The sequence below is a fragment of the Faecalispora jeddahensis genome (assembly GCF_000577335.1).
Lineage (GTDB): Bacteria > Bacillota > Clostridia > Oscillospirales > Acutalibacteraceae > Faecalispora > Faecalispora jeddahensis.
In genome coordinates this window covers 14,666-34,530 of record NZ_CBYL010000032.1, presented here as the reverse complement: position 1 = coordinate 34,530, position 19,865 = coordinate 14,666, and the positions used below count along the sequence as shown (strand labels likewise).

Sequence of the window (19,865 nt, the reverse complement as noted above, 5' to 3'; positions counted from 1 at the left end):
GCAGTGAAAAAACAGTCATAATCTGCTTTTCCGTCTCAAAAATGTCAAAAGAGTGTTGATATTGTCAACGGGCGGGGTGTATAATAAACACGCAGAAGTCTACGGATATAGGCTGTAATATGTAAGTAACGGAGGAAAAGTGAGATGTTTGAAGAGCTGATTGCACAGCTGAAGGGCAAGAACAGAAGGCTTGTGTTTACCGAGGGTTCGGAACCCAGGATCCTGAGTGCGGCCGTTCGTCTTCATCAGCAGGGGATTCTTGTGCCGGTGCTGCTCGGCGATCCGGCGGAGATTCAGGCCGCCGCAAAAGAAGGCGGATTTGACATTGAGGGGATCGAGATTGTAGACCCCACCCATTTTGAGAAATTCGACGAAATGGTAGACAAGATGGTTGAGCTGAGAAAGGGCAAAATGGATGCCGAAGCATGCCGCGCCGCGCTTTCCAAGTCCAACTATTTCGGCACCATGCTCGTAAAGATCGGATATGTGGACTGCCTCCTCGGCGGCGCCACCTACTCCACAGCGGACACGGTTCGCCCCGCTTTGCAGCTGATTAAGACAAAGCCCGGCAACAAGATCGTTTCCAGCTGCTTTATTATGTACAGAGAAAAAGACGGCAAAGAGGAAAAATACGCGATGGGTGACTGCGCGATCAACATTGCTCCCAATGAGGATGAGCTGGTTGAGATCACGGTCGAAACCGCCCGTACCGCCCGTATGTTTGGCATCGACCCGAAGGTTGCTTTGCTCTCTTACAGCTCCCTTGGTTCCGGCAAGGGCGATTCTGTTACCCTGATGCAAAACGCGACTGCGAAGGTAAAGGCGCTCAGCCCCGATTTCCCGGTGGACGGCGAGCTGCAGTTTGATGCCGCATTCTCCCCCGAGGTTGCAAAGACCAAGGCAAAGGGCAGCCCCGTTGCAGGTCAGGCCAACACCTTCATTTTCCCCGACGTGGACGCCGGCAACATCGGCTACAAAATCGGCCAGCGCCTGGGCGGCTTTGAGGCTTACGGCCCGCTGCTGCAGGGTCTGAACGCTCCGATCAACGATCTTTCCAGAGGCTGCAACGCTGAGGAAGTATATAAAATGGCGATCATCACCGCCGCGCAGAAGTAATTTCTGCCAAAGGGTGAATCGTATCCCGGCAAAAAGCCGCCGTACCGGATCTTCCGGTGCGGCGGCTTCGTTGTTGCTGTTATGTAAGACAGTGCGCCGGCATTATCGCCGGCGGGGAGTGCCTTGGTTCTTGTCGTCGGAATCCACGGCTTCAAACTGCATTTTGCGCCGGAGCAGAATTTCGCGCTGCTTGGCGAACACATACTGCATCACGGCCTCCTGATCGCGTTTTTCGCGAAAATAGAACCGGGCCCGGTATTCGTACATCCCGTACAGCTCTCTGGAATCCTCCGGCGATTCGGTATGCAGCACAATGGCCTCAATGGTGATCATTTGGTCTTTCATCGGCAGGGTGCAGTAAATCGGCTCTTCCTCTGAAAGCAGCGTGGGGGAAAGAAAGCACATTCCGCCCCCGCTGATGTTTTCCCCCGTTGCGGGGTAGAGGGGCAGATCCCCCGTCTCGTCGGCTCCAAGCATGGGGCGTGTATATGTAAATTCGAATGTAGTATTTACCCGGTAGAATTCGCGGCGCTGAATCGATTCCAGACGACCGATCTGGATTTTTACGATTGCCACGTTGTTTTCCACAAAATTGGCCAGAACCTTGCCGTCTGTGCGGTACAGGCCGGTCTGCGCGTAAAAAACAAATTCGTAGTCCTCGAATGTGGAGAGTCGAATCACCTGCCCTTTGAAGATGGGGGTATAGATCAGGAGAGTCTGTTCGTCCACAAGGGTGTCGATGTAGCTCATGTAAGAACGTCTGGGGCCGTCGCTGACTTTTACACTGATGCTCACTTTATCACCGGGGTTGATATAGGATGATCTCATGAAAGTTCTCCTTTCCCATATTTTATGGGAATGCAAGCCGGGCAATTTTCAGAATGCCTCTAATTCTGTTTTTTACATATTATACCATGTTCTATAAAAACACACTATCTAATTTGAAAAAACCAAAAGAAAATTTTCATTAAAATTTCATTTTCAAAAATTCCCACAATCCGCGCGATTTCTAAACTTTATCAGATAATGCTTGAAAAACGGGAAAAAATATTATAAACTATGGGGTAGTAAATAATAATTTGGAGGAATCAAACCCATGATATCAGCAGGCGATTTTCGCAATGGCGTGACCTTTGAAATGGACGGCAACGTTGTGTCCATTATAGAATTCCAGCACGTCAAGCCCGGAAAAGGCGCGGCGTTTGTCCGTACCAAGATCAGAAATGTAATCACCGGCGCTGTGACAGAAAGAACCTTTAACCCCAATGATAAATATCCCACTGCCTTTGTGGAGCGCAAGGACATGCAGTACCTGTACAGCGACGGCGATCTGTATTATTTCATGGATAATGAAACATACGAGCAGATCCCGATCAATAAGTCTGTTTTGGGTGATAACTTCCGCTTTGTAAAAGAAAATATGGAATGTAAGGTACTGTCTTACAAGGGCAATGTGTTCGGGGTAGAGCCGCCCAACTTTGTTGAGCTGCAGATTACCGAGACAGACCCCGGCTTTAAAGGCGATACCGCTACCAACGCCACCAAGCCTGCTACACTGGAAACCGGCGCCGTCATTCGTGTGCCGCTGTTTATCGACGAGGGTGAAATGATTCGCATCGATACCAGAACCGGTGAATATATGGAGCGTGCGTAACGCATAATCTTTCTGAATAGAAGTTTATGATATATTAATGTGAAAAGGGGGCATCATTATGACCAATACAGAGAAAGTAGCTTACATCCGCGGCCTGACCGAGGGGCTTGAGCTGGATACGGACAAGAAAGAGGTTAAGGTAATCAATGCGATTATTGATTTGCTGGATGATATTGCGCTGACATTGGCGGATATCGAGGCAGATCACGAAGAGCTGGCGGATCAGCTCGATGCTGTTGACGAGGATCTGGGTACGCTGGAGGATGATTTCTACGGCGACGAGGATGACGACGAGGATTATGATGCTGATGACGATGACTGCTATTATGAGGTAACCTGCCCGGCTTGTAATGAAACGCTGTGCCTGACAGAGGACATCATCAACGAAGGCCACATCGACTGCCCGAACTGCGGCGAAAACCTGGAGTTCGATCTCGAAAGCCTGGCGGATGAAGACGAAGAGGGATGCAGCTGCGGCTGTGAGCATCACTGATATTCGGCGGGAAATTCCTGCTTTTTGGAGAAACCGGTGCCGTGTGCACCGGTTTTTTCGCGGAAATCCGGTTAGTCTGCATTTACTGTAGGGTTCCCAAAGGTCTGTTTTCGGCCCGGCTGGCAAAGAGCCGGCGCTGCACGGAACCCAAAGATGGAAAGAGGGATTTTATGAAACTCACGAAAAAAATTGCAGGTCTGGTGCTGTCTGCAGCGCTTCTGGCAGCGTCTGCCGGGTGTGCCGGTCAGCCTGCCGCTTCTTCCTCCGCGGCCGAAGCGCCGCAGAGCAGTACCGCGTCTGCCGCAGAAAAAACGCAGATGCGCGTCGGCGTGCTGAAAGGACCCACTGGGCTTGGAATGCTCCAGGTGATGGAGAATAACGACCAGAAGACCGCCGCGAATGAGTATACCTTTACCGTGGCGGGCAGCCCCGATGAAGTTGTGGCCAAGCTTGTTTCCGGTGAGCTGGACGCGGCTGCCGTTCCCACCAATCTGGCGGCCACCCTTTACAACAAAACAAAGGGCGGTGTGCAGCTTGCGGCAATCAACACGCTGGGAATTTTATATCTGGTCACCAGCGATGAGAGCATCAAAAGCATTGCGGACCTGAAAGGCAAAACCGTCTATTCTTCCGGCCAGGGCGCCGTGCCGGAATACGCGCTGGATTATATCTTGACGGCGAACGGCCTGAAAGACGATGTAAAGGTAGAGTACCTTGCCGAGCACAGCGAGGTTGCGTCGCAGCTTCTGGCGGGTAAAATCGCCACAGCGGTTCTGCCGGAGCCCTTTGTAACTCAGGTGACCACCAAGGATGCAAAGCTGAAATCCGCGCTGGACCTGACTGACGAATGGGAGCGCGCGGTACAGAAGGCCGATCAGGGCTCGAGCGTTCTTACCATGGGTGCGCTGGTTGTGCGCAGTGAATTTGTGAAGCAGAATCAGGGCGCTTTTGACAGCTTCCTGTCCGAATACCAGCAGTCTGTGAATTATGTCAATCAGAATCCGCAGCCGGCGGGCACTCTGTCTGAAAAATACGACATCATGCCCGCGGCAGTCGCGCAGAAAGCGATCCCGAACTGCAATATCGTTTTTATCGCCGGGGACGACATGCGCGTCAAGACAGAGGACTTCCTCAAAGTGCTTTACGAGTATAATCCCAAATCCATCGGCGGCGCGTTCCCGAAGGATGACTTTTATTACCTGAACACAGCCGGATGAGCCGGGGTGCGATCAGCCGTGCTGCGCGCGTACTTGGCGTAGCGGCGTTCTGGCTTGCGGTTTGGCAGTTGTTATATCAAAGTGTAGGACAGGAGATTCTTCTGGTATCTCCTGCCCAAACTTTATCCCGTGTTTTTGAGCTGTCGGGGCAGGCGGATTTCTGGATTTCTGCGGGGGTATCTCTGTACAATGTGGCGGCCGGGTTCGTGTGTGCCTCCTTTTTGGGTATCGTGCTGGGGGCGCTCTGCTGTCGGTTCCGCTTTTTGTATCAGCTCATTTACCCGCTGCTCAGCGCGGTAAAGGCGACCCCGGTGGCCTCTTTTATTATTCTGGCGCTCGTGTGGCTGCAATCGGTCAGAGTCCCGGCGTTTATCGCGGGGCTGATCGTTCTGCCCATCGTGTTCGGCAACGTCTGCCAGGGCGTGGCGGCGGCCGATCGCGAGCTGCTGGAAATGGCACGCGTATTCCGTCTTGGCCGGTGGAAAACGCTGCGGTACATTTATCTGCCGACGGTGGCGCCGTATCTTGCGGCGGCCTTTACCACCGGCATCGGCCTGGCGTGGAAAGCGGGCGTGTCGGCAGAGGTTCTGGCCAACGCGAGGAACTCCATCGGCGGCCGGATTTACGGCGCGAAAATCTATCTGGATACCGCCGACCTGTTCGCGTGGACAGCGGTGGTCATTGTGCTGAGCGTGGTATTGGAGAGGCTGCTGCTGGCCTGTTTCCGCCGGATACCGTGGGGGGAGGGAAAGTCTTGAAGATCGAGCATCTGAATCAGGCGTATGGGGAACGCGTCGTACTTCAGGATTTTTCTCTGGAGCTGCCCGATTCCGGCACAGTCTGCCTGTTCGGCCCCTCCGGGTGCGGCAAAACAACGCTTTTAAACTGCCTTGCGGGGATTTTGACGCCTAGTGACGGGACGATTACGGGCCTTTCCGAAAAACGGATTTCGTATGTGTTTCAGGAAAGCCGCCTGTTGCCCTGGGCGACCGTGCAGGAAAACGTGGAGCTTGTGCTCCCGCCGGACCACACCCAAGCGGCGCGGGAGTGGATTTCGTGCGTGGGGCTTCTGCCGTATGCCGGGCAATACCCGCGGGAGCTTTCCGGCGGCCAGCGGCAGAGAGTGTCCTTTGCGCGGGCGCTCGCTTACGGTGGAGACGTATTTCTGCTCGACGAGCCGTTTCACGCACTAGACCAGGCGGCGGCACAGGAAATGGCGGCGCTTTTGCAGCAGTCGTTTCCCGAATCGCTGAAAATCCTTGTCACCCACAACCGCGAGGAAGCCGAGCAGCTTTCCGACCGCATTTATTTTCTGGAGGGCCCGCCGCTTCACGTTGTTTCCTGCCTGGAACGCAAGGTGCAATAATATGGTTCGATTCCGGAATAATAAAATGAAATGCAGTGATTTTAGTTCCTTCAAGGCCTGGAGAAGAAATGCAAATTTCATTTTGAGCGGTATTATGTGGGATTGAGTGTCGATTCGACGTTCCGTCCTATCAAAATTAACGATTTTCGTATTTCTTTTGTTGTGCAGTTGTGATATACTCTATAAGTTAATATTTCACAATGGCTTTCGGGAGTAGTTTACATGAAGAATAAAAGGGTTAGTATGTTTTACACGCTGCCGCAGATTTTGCTGGACATCGTGTGTATTTACGCCAGCTATTGGATCGCCTTTATTCTGCGGCTGGATAACAAGGTTCCCTCTAATTACGTCGATGCTTTCCAGCGCTTTATGCCGTGGGCGACGATCATTTGTCTGGCGATATTTGCACTTTCCAGATTTTATAACACCATGTGGCAATTCGCCAGCCTGGACGAGCTGATCCAGATCTGTTTTGGGACGGGCTTTGCCAGCGTGTTGCTGCTGGTGCTGGGGTATACGGTCTTTAACCCCGAGCGTTTTCCGTTTACCGTGTATGTGATGGGCGGCATCCTCATGCTGCTGTTTGTGGGCTTTTCGCGCTTCAGCTTCCGTCTGATGCGCCGGGCCAGAAAAAAGAACGAGCTGTCCAGACGCAAGGATAAAGAAGAGTTCCACCGGGTGATGATCATTGGCGCGGGTGAGACCGGCTCCATGATCATCAAAGAGATGAAAAGCGCGCCTGAAACCAGCGGGATTCCCGTTGTCGCGATCGATGACAATCGCGCTAAGCGCGGCAGCCGTATCCATGGCGTAAAGGTAGTGGGCGGCCGTGAAAGCATCACCCGTGCTGCGGTGCGCTATAATGTAGACCAGATTCTTCTGGCGATCCCTACCTCCAAGAAAAAGGATTTGCAGGAAATTCTGCAGATTTGCTCCAAAACCGGCTGTCAGCTGAAAACCGTACCTGAGTACAGCGAGGTGCTGGAAAACGGCGTCGATACGCAGTCGATCCGCGATGTGGAGATCACCGACCTTTTGGGCCGTGACGAAATTACGCTCGACGTAGACGAAATCTGCGGCTACCTGAAGGATAAAACCGTACTGGTAACGGGCGGCGGCGGTTCGATCGGCTCTGAGCTGTGCCGGCAGATCGCGCTGTTTAATCCGAAGAAAATCATCATTTTTGATATTTACGAAAATAATGCCTATGACCTGCAGAATGAACTGCTCATGCGCTTCAAGCGCTTGAATCTGGAGGTTCTGATCGGCTCGGTGCGCGACGCCAGCCGCATCAACCACGTATTTGAGGTCTGCCGCCCCGACGTCGTGTTCCACGCGGCGGCGCATAAGCATGTGCCTTTGATGGAACTGAGCCCCGGCGAAGCGGTAAAGAACAATGTGTTCGGCACGCTGAATGTGGCGAAAGCCGCGGACAAATACGGCGTGAAGCGCATGGTGCTGATTTCTACCGATAAGGCCGTGAACCCCACGAACGTCATGGGGGCTACAAAGCGTATCTGCGAGCTGATTATCCAGTATTTCAGCCGTCACAGCAAAACGGATTTTGTGGCGGTGCGCTTCGGCAATGTGCTGGGCAGCAACGGCAGCGTGATTCCGCTGTTCAAAAAGCAGATTGCGTCCGGCGGGCCGGTGACGGTCACCCACCCGGATATCATCCGCTATTTCATGACGATCCCCGAAGCGGCGCGTCTGGTGCTGCAGGCGGGCGGTATGGCAAGGGGCGGCGAAATCTTTGTGCTGGACATGGGCCAGCCGGTCAAAATTGCCGATCTGGCGCGCAACCTGATCCGTCTTTCCGGGTATGAGCCGGACGTCGATATTAAAATCGTCTACACGGGTCTGCGCCCCGGCGAGAAGCTGTATGAAGAGCTGTTACTCGACAGCGAGGGCGGCTGCGCCAAAACCTCTCACGAGTTGATCTACATCGGCACGCCGATTCCGTTCAATGAAGAGACCTTCCTCAGCGAACTCGATACACTGCGCCATTGCGCGGGTATCAACAACGTCAGGATGATGGAGATCATTCATCATTTGGTGCCGACGTACAGCGGCCACGCGGAAAAGAGCGATGCCCTGGCACAGGCAGAGGAAGAAGAAGAAACAGAAGAATAACGAACGGCCCCGCTTTTTCAGCGGGGCCGTTTTTCATTTATAATGCTGTTTTATTCGGACTTTCCGTTTTCAGGGTTTCAGAAAACGGTGGGTGAATTACTGCTGATTGATAAAATCCACAATCCGGCGCACCGGAATCTCCAGGTTACTGGTGAGCAGCTCCAGCAGCTTTTCCTGTTTTTCCGTTTCCAGAACGGGGGAGGTGATCCTCCGGAATTTTTCCGTGATCCACGCAAGGTCCACGTGATCGGTGGCTTCTCCGGGAGCGGAAAAGGTTTCAGAGCGAAACAAAGTGCCGTCCTTCAAAGTAACCTCGATCCGGGCCAGGCGCTTCTGCGGGAACTGCGCTTCCAGAACAGGGTCTACGATAAACTTCAGGCGCTTCATCATATCCAGTACCGCGGGGTTCTGAAGTGCTTCTTCCCTGACCTGAAGATAACCCAAGTCTCCATGGACCAGCGCGGCGGCCACAGGGTAAGCGATGTTATACTGGGCTTCGTCCGTTTCGGTGGGAATCTGCTGGCTCAGCCGGGCGGCGGCATCAAAGGTATAAACGACAGCTTCTTTGATCTGATCCGGCCCGAAGCCGTATTTGCGCATCAGGGACAATCCGGCGGCAATGGGCTGGTGCGCCCAGCGGCAACAGGTATAGGGCTTAAAGTACAGGTTCATGATCTCGTAGCTACTGCCCAGCGTCTGTGCCAGATGCTGATACTCTTCCGCTTCCAGAAGATGCCCCCGCCCGCTGCTGCCCGATAGGGTCTCGAGCACGGCCATCGCCCCAACCAAAGCGCCGAACGGCACGCCGTCCTTGTTCATGGAGGGAGTGGTCACCGACCGCATGACAGGCACGACCGGCGCGTGGAAATCCGCGATGGAAAGAGCGGTGTTCAGCTTCTCTTTGTCCATTCGGCACAGTCGGCCCATGCCGGCGGCAGTGCCGAAAGCGCCGTAGCATCCGGTGCTGTGCAGATATTTGTAATGCTCCTGCTCCGCTAGGGCGAACCGGATCGTCACCTCATAAGCCACCACCAAGGCGGTCAGATATTCCCGGTAAGAGATCCCCTGCTCCAGCGCCGCCGCCAATATGCCCGCCACAAAAGAGGTGCCGGGGTGGCCTTTGATCATGTTGTGGCCGTCGTCGATGTCAAAGGAATTGGAGGCGTGGGACATGGCAATGACCGCCCCCAAAAGATTGTAGGTATGCTGCGAGCCTACTACCGGGATTTCCCCATCTCCGCAGACCGACTGCGCCAGCTTTTCCCCCGCGGCGAACTGCCGTCCGTGGCTGCCCAGGAGTAAGGCGGTCGTCAAATCGATTCCGCAGACCACCGCGCGATCCTGAATTTCTTTGGGCAAATCTTCCCACGTGGTGTTCAGAATGTAGTTTTCTACCCGATAATCGGTATGAAACTGCATCTCTATTCTCCTTCCATACGGATAGACTCTTTCAAAGTCATCGGTTGTAGACTCCCTCGTTCAAATAGGCCAGCAGCTCCTGCTTCGGCATATTGTCGATACCGAGGTAAGCCAGGGTATACCGGCTGGTCTCGAAGAAGCTCTTCTTGTGCATGGCGCCGGCCAGAGTGATCATGGCGTCGATGATGGGGGTGGACACGCCGTACTGCACGCCCAGGTCGTGGTAAATCTTGCAGCCGATCGGCACGTCCTCGGTCAAATAGCGGTGGTTGATGCTGTTGGGGCCGGTGTTGCCCTCATTCGACGGCTGATCCAGCGGGAAGACCACGTTGTCGTTGCCGTTCTCATCCAGGCCCATGTACTCCTGGGTCAGCACGCTGCGGCGGGAGAAGAACATTTCGTGCTTGTATGTAGGAGCGCCTACGCCGATGGCCTCTGCCAGGGCGAGCTCCTCGTTATAGAACTGATATTGAACCTCGCAGATGGAGGGGGACAGACCGTGAGAGTACATCGAGTATGTTGTCTTATCATGTCCGCAGAAAATGACGCCCCAGTTCTCCATGGTGGACACGCCCAAAATAGTGGCGGGAACGTGGATGACAGGGTTGACATTGGCAAAGTTGACGTCCAGGACAGTGTTGGCCTTGGCAGGGCCCTCGCCCTGAGTTACGGCGTCCAGGCAGGGCAGATACTGAGAAGCCTCCAGGAAGGCGTCGGTATCCTTTGTGGGCAGGGCAGCGCCCCGCAGGGTGATGGCGCGGTATTTTACACCCACATGCGGGAACTGGAAGCCGTTGACGCTCTCAATACGAGTACCGTAGGGCGCGGAGGACCAGCCGCCGATAATGACCTTCTTGGTGCAGCCCGTTTCCCGCATCAGTCTGCGCAGCAGCAGCGTGCCGAAGTTGTCTGTGAAGATGTTGATGACCTGACCGTCCTCCAGATGGGGAATCAGAGCGCGGAACATGGGCTCGTGACCCCAGGATCCGCAGGCCACCACGATGTGTCCTGCACCCTTGACGGCGGCAGCGATATCGGTGGTCACCAGGTCCGGATACGCGCGGCCGGAGCGCTCAAAACCGTCGCGGTTACGCTGTACTCCGTCCAGCAGAATGCCGGTTTTTTCCAGGCCGCGCAGAGAAGTCTCCGCAAAGGGCACGGCATCGTACAGGCGCACCTCGCGTCCGGCCAGCTTGATGTCGGCCGCACAGGTTTTTCCCACCGCTCCGCCGCCGATAACGGCGACCGGCAGGTCTTTTAAATAGTCCATCTTTCCCATAGTTATTGTCCTCCTTTGCCTTTTGAACAGGCATCTGTTTTTGAATCCTCAGAAAGAGGAAACGGTTCTGTGGAAATGCCTTTTACAAATATTAGAGCGTATGTTATAATCATTTTAAATAAAATAATTCCACAACGCTTTGCAACTCTACTATAACAATTCTAATTGGATTTGTAAAACGAATAGTTTCAATGATATCTATTTTAAATTTTAATGGGGTTGTCAGTATGGAACTGAGAAATGTGGCTACCTTTTTACGCGTAGCGGAATGTGAGAGCTTTACAAAGGCAGCGGAGCAGCTGGGGTATGTTCAGTCTACTGTCACGATTCAGATTCAACAGCTCGAAGCAGAAATTGGCGTCCCTTTGTTTGACCGGATCGGCAAGCATGTGTCGCTGACGTCCAGCGGACAGGAATTTATGGGGTATGCCACACAGATGATGCAGATTGCCGAGTGTTCGCTGCTGTTGGGCAAGCCGCCTAAAGAAATGGGCGGTGTGCTGCGGCTGGGAATTCTGGAATCGCTGTTCAATTGGGTGCTGTGCGATCAGATTCCGCAATATCACCGGGACTTTCCCAAAATCATCCTCGAGACGCGCATGACCTCAGGGGATGATTTGCTTCAGATGCTCAAGCACAACGAGCTGGATATGATTTTCTTTCTGGGCAAAAAGACCACGGAAAGGGATTTTATCCGTGCCTGCGCGCACCTGATCAACATCGTGTTTGTTACTTATCCGGAGCATCCCCTGGCGGGGCGCGGGCCGGTCGGCCTGGCCGATGTAGTGCGGCAGCCGATGATCCTGCCGGAGCGAAAGGCGGTTTACCGCCGGGCCCTGGAGGAAGAGGCCGCGCAGAAGAATCTGTATATCGCGCCGTTTTTAGAGATAGACAACAGCGTAAGCATTGTTTCTCTGCTAAAGCAGAAGCTGGGAATTTCCTTTCTGCCGGAATATGTGGTGAGGAGCAGTGTTCAAGAAGGGGAACTGGTGATTTTGCCTGCAGAGGACTGCTCCGTTCAGCTTTGGAGCCAGGTGTTTTACCACAAGAGCAAATGGGTGACCCCGCCCATGGACAGCCTGATCCAGCTGATTCAGGATCGGGTTTTTCAGGACAGGTTTTTGCAGAGATGAGTTTGAAATCGAATACGCAAAGGGAGGCTGATCTTACGATCAGCCTCCCTTTGCGTAAGAGGAGAAATTTGTGGTGTGTAGTTGAAAGGCATATTGGCTGGTATCAGTTTTAGAAATTCAGGAACGCGGTAATAATCATTGCGTTGAAGAAATCGGAAAACATTCCGCCAAGCGGGATGACAAAATATGCGGTTTTTGCGGGGCCATACTGCTTTGTAATAGTTTGCATGTTCGCCATGGCGTTGGAGGTGCCCCCCATACCGTATCCGACAATTCCGGCCATGAGCAGGGTGGATTCATAGTTCCGGCCGGTGGTGTAGAAAATGACCCAATAGGCAAACAGGAACATAAAGATCATTTGTGCTACAAGGATGACAAGCATCGGCAGTGCCAGATCAACCAATTCCCATAGCTTTAATCCCATCAGAGCCATGGTTAAGAAGAGAGACAGAGAAACGTTCGCGATGGTATCATTTTCGGGCTCGGGGAACGCTTTTCCGCTCATGTCGAGAACATTGCGGATAAGGGCGGCGCCCAGCATGGCGCCAATATAGGCCGGGAAGGTGATGCCTGTTTTGCTCAGCAGAATGGACATGATCGTCCCAAGCCCCATGGCGATGGCCATCAGCATCCAGGCGTATACCAACTTGGAGGAGGCGGTCTTAAATTCTCCGTCCTCTTCCGGAATTTCTACATTTTCTGCCGTGGCTTCTGCGGCTATTTCCTCAGAGTGCAGATTGTGCCTTGCGATTCTTCTGTGGGCAATCGGACCGCCCATCAAAGAACCCATCACAAGCCCGAACGTCGCTGCTGCCAACCCCAGCGTGGTACTTCCGGCGATTCCCATATCCTCCATGGTTTTGCCAAAAGCAGCCGCTGTTCCGGGGCCGCCCAGAAGCGAGATGGAACCGGCGGTCAGGCCAAGGCGGGAATCCAGCCCGAACCCACCCGCAATACTGTAGCCGATGAGATCCTGGCAGACGATGATGGCAATGGATAGCAGCGTGACGACGATGATTTGCTTACCGCCTCTTTTTAGAATGTCAAAGCTGGCGGTAAAACCTACTGTGGTAAAAAACAGAACCATAAAAAAGGATTGCAGCGTACCATCAAATGTGAGGCGCATGGCTCCCATTCCACTTAAAATTGTATTCATTGCCGCGAAGACCACACCGCCGATGAGCGGAGCAGGAATACAATATTTATGTAGCGGAGCGATTTTCCTTTGCAGATAACTGCCGATCCAGAACATAATTGCCGCGATGCCTGCCGCTTGATACATATCAAGCTTCAATTCGAACATGATTCATACCTCCTGCAATTAAAATTATGATAGACTCAGCCGGCGGGGCGCACAGTATGTAACGTAAACGCATACGGTTCTTTGTGCGGAATCCGCGTACGGCTGAGTGACTTCCTGTCTCAGGAACGTGGGGCAAGGGAGCTCACCCTTTATGGATGGAAAAGGATATGCAATTCTTCTGGATATCTCATTTACATCTGCCGAAGGTTGAATTGATCAAATATAACAAAAATAATGAAAAATAATTTAGAATTTCATTTCGGATTCATTATATTTGCTGCTTATGGATTTGTAAAACGAATAAATTTGATTATATTGATTTAAATTTTCAATCGAAAATAAGGTCGATTTTTTGCGATAGAGTTTTTATAAACAGGAATTGCTTTTCTGTTTTGTAGATGTTTTTCTTTTAGAAGAAGAAAAAACGCTTTGCAAGGTATAATCAAAAGGCGGGCAGCCGAAGCTGTCCACCTTTTTGATCGATAATGCTTTACATTCCATCCCTCGGAAGAGTATCTGTCAGTTCTCCCTTTTTGCTTTCCAGAGAGAAAATAAAATCCATATAGCCATCGCGCTGGCGGGAACATCAGCCAGCAGAGTAAAGCTTTGGAAAGGAAAACTGCAATATTTTTGAAACACAGGGAATATTTAGTAATTGCAGGTTCCCTATTGTGCAGGGTTCCGACTATCTTTATAATGAAAATAAAACCAATGAAAAATAATCCATTGGAAAAAGACGGATATGACCTTGTCAAACGCCCGGTGCGTTTTGCAGAGAGTCAGGCCCGAACAGCAAAAGGAGAACAACGATGAAAAAGCGATCTGTATGGGGAAGATGCCTCGCTGTCCTGATGACCGCCGTAATACTGGTGCTGTCGGGGATACAGGTGGGGGCGCAGCAGAGTACGGCAGCGCGCACGCTGGTGATGGATACCAGAAGCTACCAGATGGCACCCGGAAATCTTTACGACATTAAGGTGTCGGTGAGCGGCGCAAACGTCAGTTCCTCTGATGTTGTGGTGTATTCCTCACGCGATTCCGTTGCTAAGGTCAGCCGAATTGCCGGAACAGACAAGTACCGTGTCACAGCCTTGAAAGAAGGAACCACCTACGTTACTTCTGAGGTGTACGGTGTTCACGCCTCTGTTCGTATTACGGTGAAAAAAGGTGTGCAAAAGCAGGGCGAGGCCAACCGTTCCGTCACAGTGATCGGCACGGCGTCTTCACAAAGCGAGATGCGCGCTGTGTGGATACCGTATATGAGCCTTGACATGAGCGGGCAGGCCGATCGGAGCGAAGCGGCTTTCCGCAAGAAATTTGATACCCTTGTCGCACAGGCGAAGAACAGCGGCATGAATACCCTGATCGCTCATGTGCGCCCGTTCGGGGATTCCCTGTATCCTTCGGCCTACTATCCGTGGTCACACCTGCTCACCGGCACACAGGGAACGTCGCCGGGGTACGATCCGCTGGCCTATATGATTCAGGCCACGCATCAGGCCGGGCTGAAATTCCACGCCTGGGTGAACCCGCTACGCGTTTCCTTAAAAGGCCTGCCAAAGACCTTTTCTTCCGATAACCCGGCGGTGATTTGGAAGAACGATGCCTCGAAGCAGAACTGGACGATGGAATGGAACGGCGAGTGGTATTATAACCCCGGTATTTCGGAGGTACGCGACCGGATTGTGTCCGGCGTGCGCGAGATCGTTCAGAATTATGATGTAGACGGCGTTCAGTTCGACGATTATTTTTATCCTACTACGGCCTCCACAATCGACAGCGTATCGTACCTTGCCAGCGGAACGTCATTGTCTGTAGCCGATTGGCGGCGTCAGAACATCAATACGCTGGTCTCTCAGGTATACGCGGCAGTCAAGCAGACAAAGCCGGCTGTTTTGTTCGGCATTTCTCCGCAGGCCAATCTTCAGAACAACCGGAACATGGGCGCCGATGTTGCCACGTGGGGCAGTCAGGCTGGGTATGTCGATTATCTTTGCCCGCAGCTGTATGTCAATTCCAGCAACGCGGTGATGCCCTTCGACGCAACGGCGGTCACCTGGCGAAAGCTGGTAACGAATCCGAACGTGAAGCTGTATTTCGGCCTGGCATTGTATAAGGCCGATTCCAATGTGGATGGCGGCACCTGGATGACCCCCGGCTCTGTGATGGCATATCAGATTCAGAAAAGCAGGAGTCTCGGCTCAAACGGGTTTATGCTGTATTCCGCCGCATTCCTGGAAAACAGCCAGACCACCTCTGAAATGGCACAGGTGAAAAAGCTGCTTCATTTGTAATGAAAACGAGAGTGCGATCAGGAAAACGCGATTGTATGGCAAATCGTGTATACCCTGCATATCGTAAATTTTGAAAGAGGAGCTGCCCTTTACGGGGCGGCTCCTCTTTGAACTGCTGTATTTAGGTGGAGAGGTGCGGGGTATAGGCAATAACTATAACGGAATATAGGATAATGGAGTTACCATATATGTTTTATTATGAGTTATAATAACCTCATCAAACACTTAGGAGGGCTTCTCAATGAGCAAGAGATTTCAAACAGTCGGCAGTTTACTGCGCCCCCAAAAACTGCTGAGCTATAAACATCAGATTGAACAGCGCGACGATATTACTTACCCGTTCTATAATGATTTTGAAGGGTATGAGGAATGCGAGTTTGAAGCAACCAAAGACGTGGTGAATCAGCAGATTCAGCACGGTTTTGAAATTATTACAGACGGAGAATACTCAAAGTCGATGTGGCACCTGGATTTTGTCTGGGGCCTGAAGGGCATCAGCCGTTATATTGCCGATCACGGTTATTTCTTCCGCGACAAGGACGAAACCCAGAAATACGAAACACGCCGCGATATCGGTCTGCGCATTACCGGACCCCTGAGCGGACGGAACCACCATTTTATTCAGGTTTTCAAGCGCCTTCAGTCCATCGTGGGCGACAAAGAAACAAAAATTTGCGTTCCGTCGCCGTCGCATATCTTCGGCGAGCTTTCGTGGTCTGACAATATCGGCGGCAAGGATTCCGTCTATTCCACCACCCAGGAGTTAAAAGCAGGGCTTGTTCAGGCATATCAGGAATTTGTTGAGGAATACGCCACAGCAGGAGGAAAGATTCTGCAGTTCGATGACTGCCTGTGGGAGATTTTTGCCGATGATAACCCCAATTCCCCGTATACGGGCGAGAATATCGATCAGGATACGGTTCGGGCCTTGGCATCGGAATTTATTGACATCAACAACACGATTATTGACTTCGGCCACAGCCTCGGGCTGAGAGTGTGGACACACAATTGCCGCGGAAACTACGATTCCCGCAACATGGGCGGCGGCTCGTACCTGAAGATCGCCAACCTGTTCCTGAAGCAGCTGAAATACGACCGTTTCTTCCTGGAGTGGGACGACGACAGAGCGGGCTCGCTGGAAGCACTTGCCGTGTTCCAGGAGAAACCCAACACGGAAATCGTGCTCGGCCTGCTTTCGAGCAAAACGAACACGCTGGATGACGAGGCCCGCGTGCTCAGACTGCTGGACGAGGCGTCTCAGATTATCCCGAAAGAGCGCCTGCTCCTTTCGCATCAGTGCGGTTTTGCCTCCTGCGACGGCGGCAATGAACTGACGGAAGACGAACAGTGGGCAAAAATCGATCAGGGTCAAAAAATCGCTTTGCAGTACTGGGGCGAATGATTTTCTGCTTTGCAGGAAAGCAGCACCCTTTTGTCACACATACGCAAAGATTACGATTCAAAGAGGGCGGATTCCATTTGGAATCCGCCCTCTGCTTATTTTATGATGGAATTTTGTCGGCAAAGAATGATAACGAGTGTTTTAATCCAGCAGTGTGGCCGTAAGATTAAAGCCGTTTTCATCGGCATTCAGCCTGACGTTACGCGTCTGCGTGGAACCGTCGTTGAAGGTTACGGTAATGCGTAATATACTGCCATTGATCTGCGAAGTCATACCCGACAATATGCTGGTCTCAAATTCGATCCATGGGTCTTTAAAAGAAGGGTCTTCTCTCAATTTTTCCAGTTGTTTGTCACTTAAACCGGCTGTGATCTTGGCCCATTCGGCTTTTACTTTTGCCAGCGCTTCGGCAGAAACATGGCTGGACAGCTTATAGCCATACTGTTTTCCGAAATCATTCTGATCTTCATAGGTGATGGTGTAGCTTTTTCCTACCGTTTTGTAGCCCCAATTCACTTGTGTCGGGTCTTCCTTGGAATACTTTTCCAAATTAAAATATTGGGGGATATTCCAGTTTTCGGGGTTTGTCCCCGTCATGTCAAGCGCCCAGGGATCAATTGCATAGTCTTTGGCGTAGTAATCTCCCTTTTTATTATCGATTTCCATAAACTCTTTCGCAAGATCGTCTGCTTGCTTTTTATTTAAAATAACGATCTTCGCAAAATCAATGCGGTCGGATTCATAGGTAATGCTTTTAATGTTTTCTCCCCTGCAGTTTAGTGCGAACACATTATAAATCTTCCATTCCTGAGATCCGTCCGGCAGATCAAGAGTCCGCGGGGCATAGTAGTTGGCGCTGTATGTTTGCAGTTTGATGGGTTCTCCCTTTTTCATTGTACTTTCTTTTTGTTCAGCCGCCGCGACCACCAGCGAAAACTGGTTTTTGTCGGGGGAAGGAAATGGATTCAGCCTGCCCCAAAGACCGCCCAGCACCAGAACCAGAATCGCCCCAAAGCACAGAGCCGCTTTCTGCAGGCGGTGCGCGGTGTGCTTCTGCCGGGGAGAAATGGCGGCAGCCATGACCTTGTCTTTCAGTGCAGGATTCATCTGGATTCGCTCCACGGCTCGTTTGAGATCTTGTTCGTTCATTCTGCCGAAGCCTCCTTTATCTGCAATTTTAATTTTTCCCTGCCGCGCCGTGCGGCAGCCTTTACTGCGTTTTCCTTCATGCCAAGCAAATCGCCAATCTCCCGAAGCCGGTATCCTTCCACATAATGCAGATATAAGATCGTTTTGTCTTTATAGGGAAGGGCGGCCAGCTGTTCCAGCACAAAGAGGTCGTTCGGGTATTCTGCGATCCCCTCAAGCGCCTCCATCCCGGTGGTAGACCGGCGGAACCAGCTGCGGAGCCTGTCCTTGCTTTTGTTGGTCGCGACACGGATCAGCCAGGCTTTTTCGTGTTCAGCGCTTTGAAAATCAGGACGCGTTTTCCAATAGCCCACAAAGGTGTCCTGTACCGCGTCCTCGGCGTCCTGTTGGTTTCCCAGCAGAACCATGCACATCCGGAACAGCATGGCGCCGTAGTCGTCAAACTTTTGTGCAAGTAAGGACTCATCTTGATCCCGCATTTCATCACTCCTTTCACAAATAAAACGATTGCCGAAAGGGAAAAGTTACTTCTAAATAAAAAAAATTTTATAACATTTCAAAATCATTTGAATTTATTATAGCCTTCGGGCAGTCGGAAATGAAAGGAACAGCAAAAAGCACCTCTGTTCCCAAGGCTGACCATACAGCCGGGCGGGGCAGAGGTGCGGGGCGGAGAAGCGTACTCGCGGTTCAATAATAGAAACGGATAAATTTGATGTTGTAAAAATCGCAGGCCAAAAGATCGTCACTGTCGGATTCGTTGATCAGGATATAGTTTGCGCCAACGCCCAGCAATGTGCCGGAGCGATCGGTCATGGTGTTGGTGCCCAGCAGGAATTCCACCCGCACGCGCCGTCCGATCTGGGTGCGCAGGAAGCCGTTCAGGTATTGCAGGCTTTCTACCGTCATGGGCATCGGCTGGTTCAGGTCGGTGATCGCGCCGCTGAAGGTTTCCGGCGGCGTGTTGGGCACAAAGCCAGTCGAGCCGGAAACGGGGGGAACCTGTGTCAGCGCCGTGGAGGGAGATGCACCGGCCGGCTGCTGAAAGCTGACCTGCTGGTATGGCGTAGGGGAAATGGTGGGAGTCATGGACGGCATGGGCTGTGGGGGAATTTGTGCTGCCATTTGACTCTGTGCGCTCATGGTCTGTGTTGTGCTTTGTGCGGCGGGCTGCCAGGCTGGCATCCCGCAGGATGGGCATGGTCCGGTTTGGGAATAAACCGCGCTGTAGCCCATGTTTGGTTGATTCATGGTGATGTCACCTCATTTATGTGAGTTGGTATCTTTCTGTGGGAGCGTAAAAGCAGTGCTGGTAGATATGGCTGTAAAATGTGCCGACGCCGCCGGGTGGGAAGTTATCCGGGCAGGTAGGACGGTATGGATTGAAGTAGAACAGGCTGTTTCCAACGCCGGCGAACACATTGCCGGCCATTACAGCATCGGCAATCTGGTAGTGAATCTCCTCCGGATCCATATTGTAAACGTTCTGCGCATTGTATTGCCCGCCGACAGTAGTCATCATGCAGGTAAACTGGCCGGGCTGTTCGATAATGTTACGGATGCTGCCGCCCTGACTGACCCGAAAAAATTCGCCGTAAGGAACATTGGCACGGTTTAGCACGATGGTGGCCACGGCGTTCATTCCGTTGTCGCCCTCGCCTCCGGCTTCGCATTTGATCAGCCTTGCCAGCAGTTCTCTTTCATTATAGGGCATATAAGCTCATCCCTCGCTTGATACAATTGGCGAAAAGTTGCCTTAACAACATTATATGGTTGTACTTTGATTCTGACACAAAATACTTTTTTAGCAGCAAACCACATAAACCACCGGCACCGATTTATACTAAACAGTACCGGAAATGCGCTGTATTAGGAATACCACTTTAAGAAAGCGCTGTACCTGCATC

Annotated in this window: 18 protein-coding genes; 10 read left to right on the top strand and 8 right to left on the bottom strand. The window is 52.0% G+C overall.

Features of this window, described 5'->3' with window-relative positions:
* Positions 1 to 144: 144 nt before the first annotated feature.
* Positions 145 to 1,116 carry a phosphate acetyltransferase gene (gene pta, locus TY09_RS12355; RefSeq protein ID WP_009060589.1) on the top strand — a complete coding sequence of 324 codons (972 nt, stop codon included), beginning with the start codon at positions 145 to 147 and terminating at the stop codon, positions 1,114 to 1,116.
* Between the two features lie 102 nt (positions 1,117 to 1,218).
* Here the strand turns inward: pta and TY09_RS12350 are convergent, their stop codons facing one another.
* The gene (locus TY09_RS12350; RefSeq protein WP_042434872.1) at positions 1,219 to 1,944 is read right to left on the bottom strand and encodes a flagellar brake protein; all 726 of its coding nucleotides are present in this window, start codon (positions 1,942 to 1,944) and stop codon (positions 1,219 to 1,221) included.
* A gap of 268 nt (positions 1,945 to 2,212) precedes the next feature.
* Between TY09_RS12350 and efp the strand changes: the two genes are divergently transcribed.
* The 6 genes from efp to TY09_RS12320 all read left to right on the top strand — a co-directional run bounded on the left by efp (position 2,213) and on the right by TY09_RS12320 (position 7,979).
* On the top strand, positions 2,213 to 2,770 hold the full coding sequence (gene efp / locus TY09_RS12345; protein ID WP_009060496.1) for an elongation factor P: 558 nt from the start codon (positions 2,213 to 2,215) through the stop codon (positions 2,768 to 2,770).
* Between the two features lie 58 nt (positions 2,771 to 2,828).
* Complete coding sequence (locus TY09_RS12340; protein WP_009060609.1) at positions 2,829 to 3,263, top strand: CD1247 N-terminal domain-containing protein; 435 nt, start codon at positions 2,829 to 2,831, stop codon at positions 3,261 to 3,263.
* A gap of 170 nt (positions 3,264 to 3,433) precedes the next feature.
* Positions 3,434 to 4,480 (top strand): ABC transporter substrate-binding protein, encoded by a 1,047-nt coding sequence (locus TY09_RS12335; RefSeq protein WP_042434902.1) that lies wholly within the window; start codon positions 3,434 to 3,436, stop codon positions 4,478 to 4,480.
* Positions 4,477 to 5,238, top strand: a complete 762-nt coding sequence (locus TY09_RS12330; RefSeq protein WP_042434868.1) for an ABC transporter permease — start codon at positions 4,477 to 4,479, stop codon at positions 5,236 to 5,238. Before TY09_RS12335 ends, TY09_RS12330 begins: the two co-directional genes overlap by 4 nt.
* Positions 5,235 to 5,846: an ABC transporter ATP-binding protein gene (locus TY09_RS12325; protein ID WP_042434867.1), complete on the top strand. Its 612-nt coding sequence runs from the start codon at positions 5,235 to 5,237 to the stop codon at positions 5,844 to 5,846. The genes TY09_RS12330 and TY09_RS12325 overlap by 4 nt, the downstream gene beginning before the upstream one ends.
* A gap of 222 nt (positions 5,847 to 6,068) precedes the next feature.
* Positions 6,069 to 7,979 (top strand): nucleoside-diphosphate sugar epimerase/dehydratase, encoded by a 1,911-nt coding sequence (locus tag TY09_RS12320; protein ID WP_042434864.1) that lies wholly within the window; start codon positions 6,069 to 6,071, stop codon positions 7,977 to 7,979.
* Between the two features lie 96 nt (positions 7,980 to 8,075).
* On the opposite strand, the gene TY09_RS12315 is transcribed toward TY09_RS12320, so the two are convergent.
* Both TY09_RS12315 and TY09_RS12310 read right to left on the bottom strand, forming a co-directional pair.
* On the bottom strand, positions 8,076 to 9,398 hold the full coding sequence (locus TY09_RS12315; protein WP_042434861.1) for an MmgE/PrpD family protein: 1,323 nt from the start codon (positions 9,396 to 9,398) through the stop codon (positions 8,076 to 8,078).
* A gap of 37 nt (positions 9,399 to 9,435) precedes the next feature.
* A complete protein-coding gene (locus TY09_RS12310) occupies positions 9,436 to 10,677 on the bottom strand; it encodes an NAD/NADP octopine/nopaline dehydrogenase family protein (RefSeq protein WP_042434858.1) in 1,242 nt (413 codons plus the stop codon).
* 227 nt (positions 10,678 to 10,904) lie between these two features.
* Between TY09_RS12310 and TY09_RS12305 the strand changes: the two genes are divergently transcribed.
* Positions 10,905 to 11,810 (top strand): LysR family transcriptional regulator, encoded by a 906-nt coding sequence (locus TY09_RS12305; protein ID WP_042434855.1) that lies wholly within the window; start codon positions 10,905 to 10,907, stop codon positions 11,808 to 11,810.
* A gap of 109 nt (positions 11,811 to 11,919) precedes the next feature.
* Here TY09_RS12305 and gltS read toward each other — a convergent pair whose 3' ends face one another.
* A complete protein-coding gene (gltS, locus tag TY09_RS12300; RefSeq protein ID WP_042434852.1) occupies positions 11,920 to 13,113 on the bottom strand; it encodes a sodium/glutamate symporter in 1,194 nt (397 codons plus the stop codon).
* An 809-nt stretch (positions 13,114 to 13,922) separates the two neighbouring features.
* Between gltS and TY09_RS12295 the strand changes: the two genes are divergently transcribed.
* Together TY09_RS12295 and TY09_RS12290 are read left to right on the top strand one after the other, a co-directional pair.
* A complete protein-coding gene (locus tag TY09_RS12295; protein ID WP_009059895.1) occupies positions 13,923 to 15,407 on the top strand; it encodes a glycoside hydrolase family 10 protein in 1,485 nt (494 codons plus the stop codon).
* Between the two features lie 241 nt (positions 15,408 to 15,648).
* Entirely contained in the window at positions 15,649 to 16,809 is a 1,161-nt protein-coding gene (locus TY09_RS12290) for a cobalamin-independent methionine synthase II family protein (protein ID WP_042434849.1), read from the top strand.
* 141 nt (positions 16,810 to 16,950) lie between these two features.
* Here the strand turns inward: TY09_RS12290 and TY09_RS12285 are convergent, their stop codons facing one another.
* The 4 genes from TY09_RS12285 to TY09_RS12270 all read right to left on the bottom strand — a co-directional run bounded on the left by TY09_RS12285 (position 16,951) and on the right by TY09_RS12270 (position 19,672).
* Positions 16,951 to 17,958, bottom strand: coding sequence for a hypothetical protein (locus TY09_RS12285; RefSeq protein ID WP_042434846.1), 1,008 nt, complete (start codon positions 17,956 to 17,958; stop codon positions 16,951 to 16,953).
* Complete coding sequence (locus TY09_RS12280; protein WP_009059936.1) at positions 17,955 to 18,437, bottom strand: RNA polymerase sigma factor; 483 nt, start codon at positions 18,435 to 18,437, stop codon at positions 17,955 to 17,957. Before TY09_RS12280 ends, TY09_RS12285 begins: the two co-directional genes overlap by 4 nt.
* Positions 18,438 to 18,648: 211 nt before the next feature.
* Positions 18,649 to 19,209: a hypothetical protein gene (locus TY09_RS12275; protein WP_009059944.1), complete on the bottom strand. Its 561-nt coding sequence runs from the start codon at positions 19,207 to 19,209 to the stop codon at positions 18,649 to 18,651.
* A gap of 16 nt (positions 19,210 to 19,225) precedes the next feature.
* Entirely contained in the window at positions 19,226 to 19,672 is a 447-nt protein-coding gene (locus TY09_RS12270; RefSeq protein WP_009059955.1) for a cell wall hydrolase, read from the bottom strand.
* Positions 19,673 to 19,865: the final 193 nt, after the last annotated feature.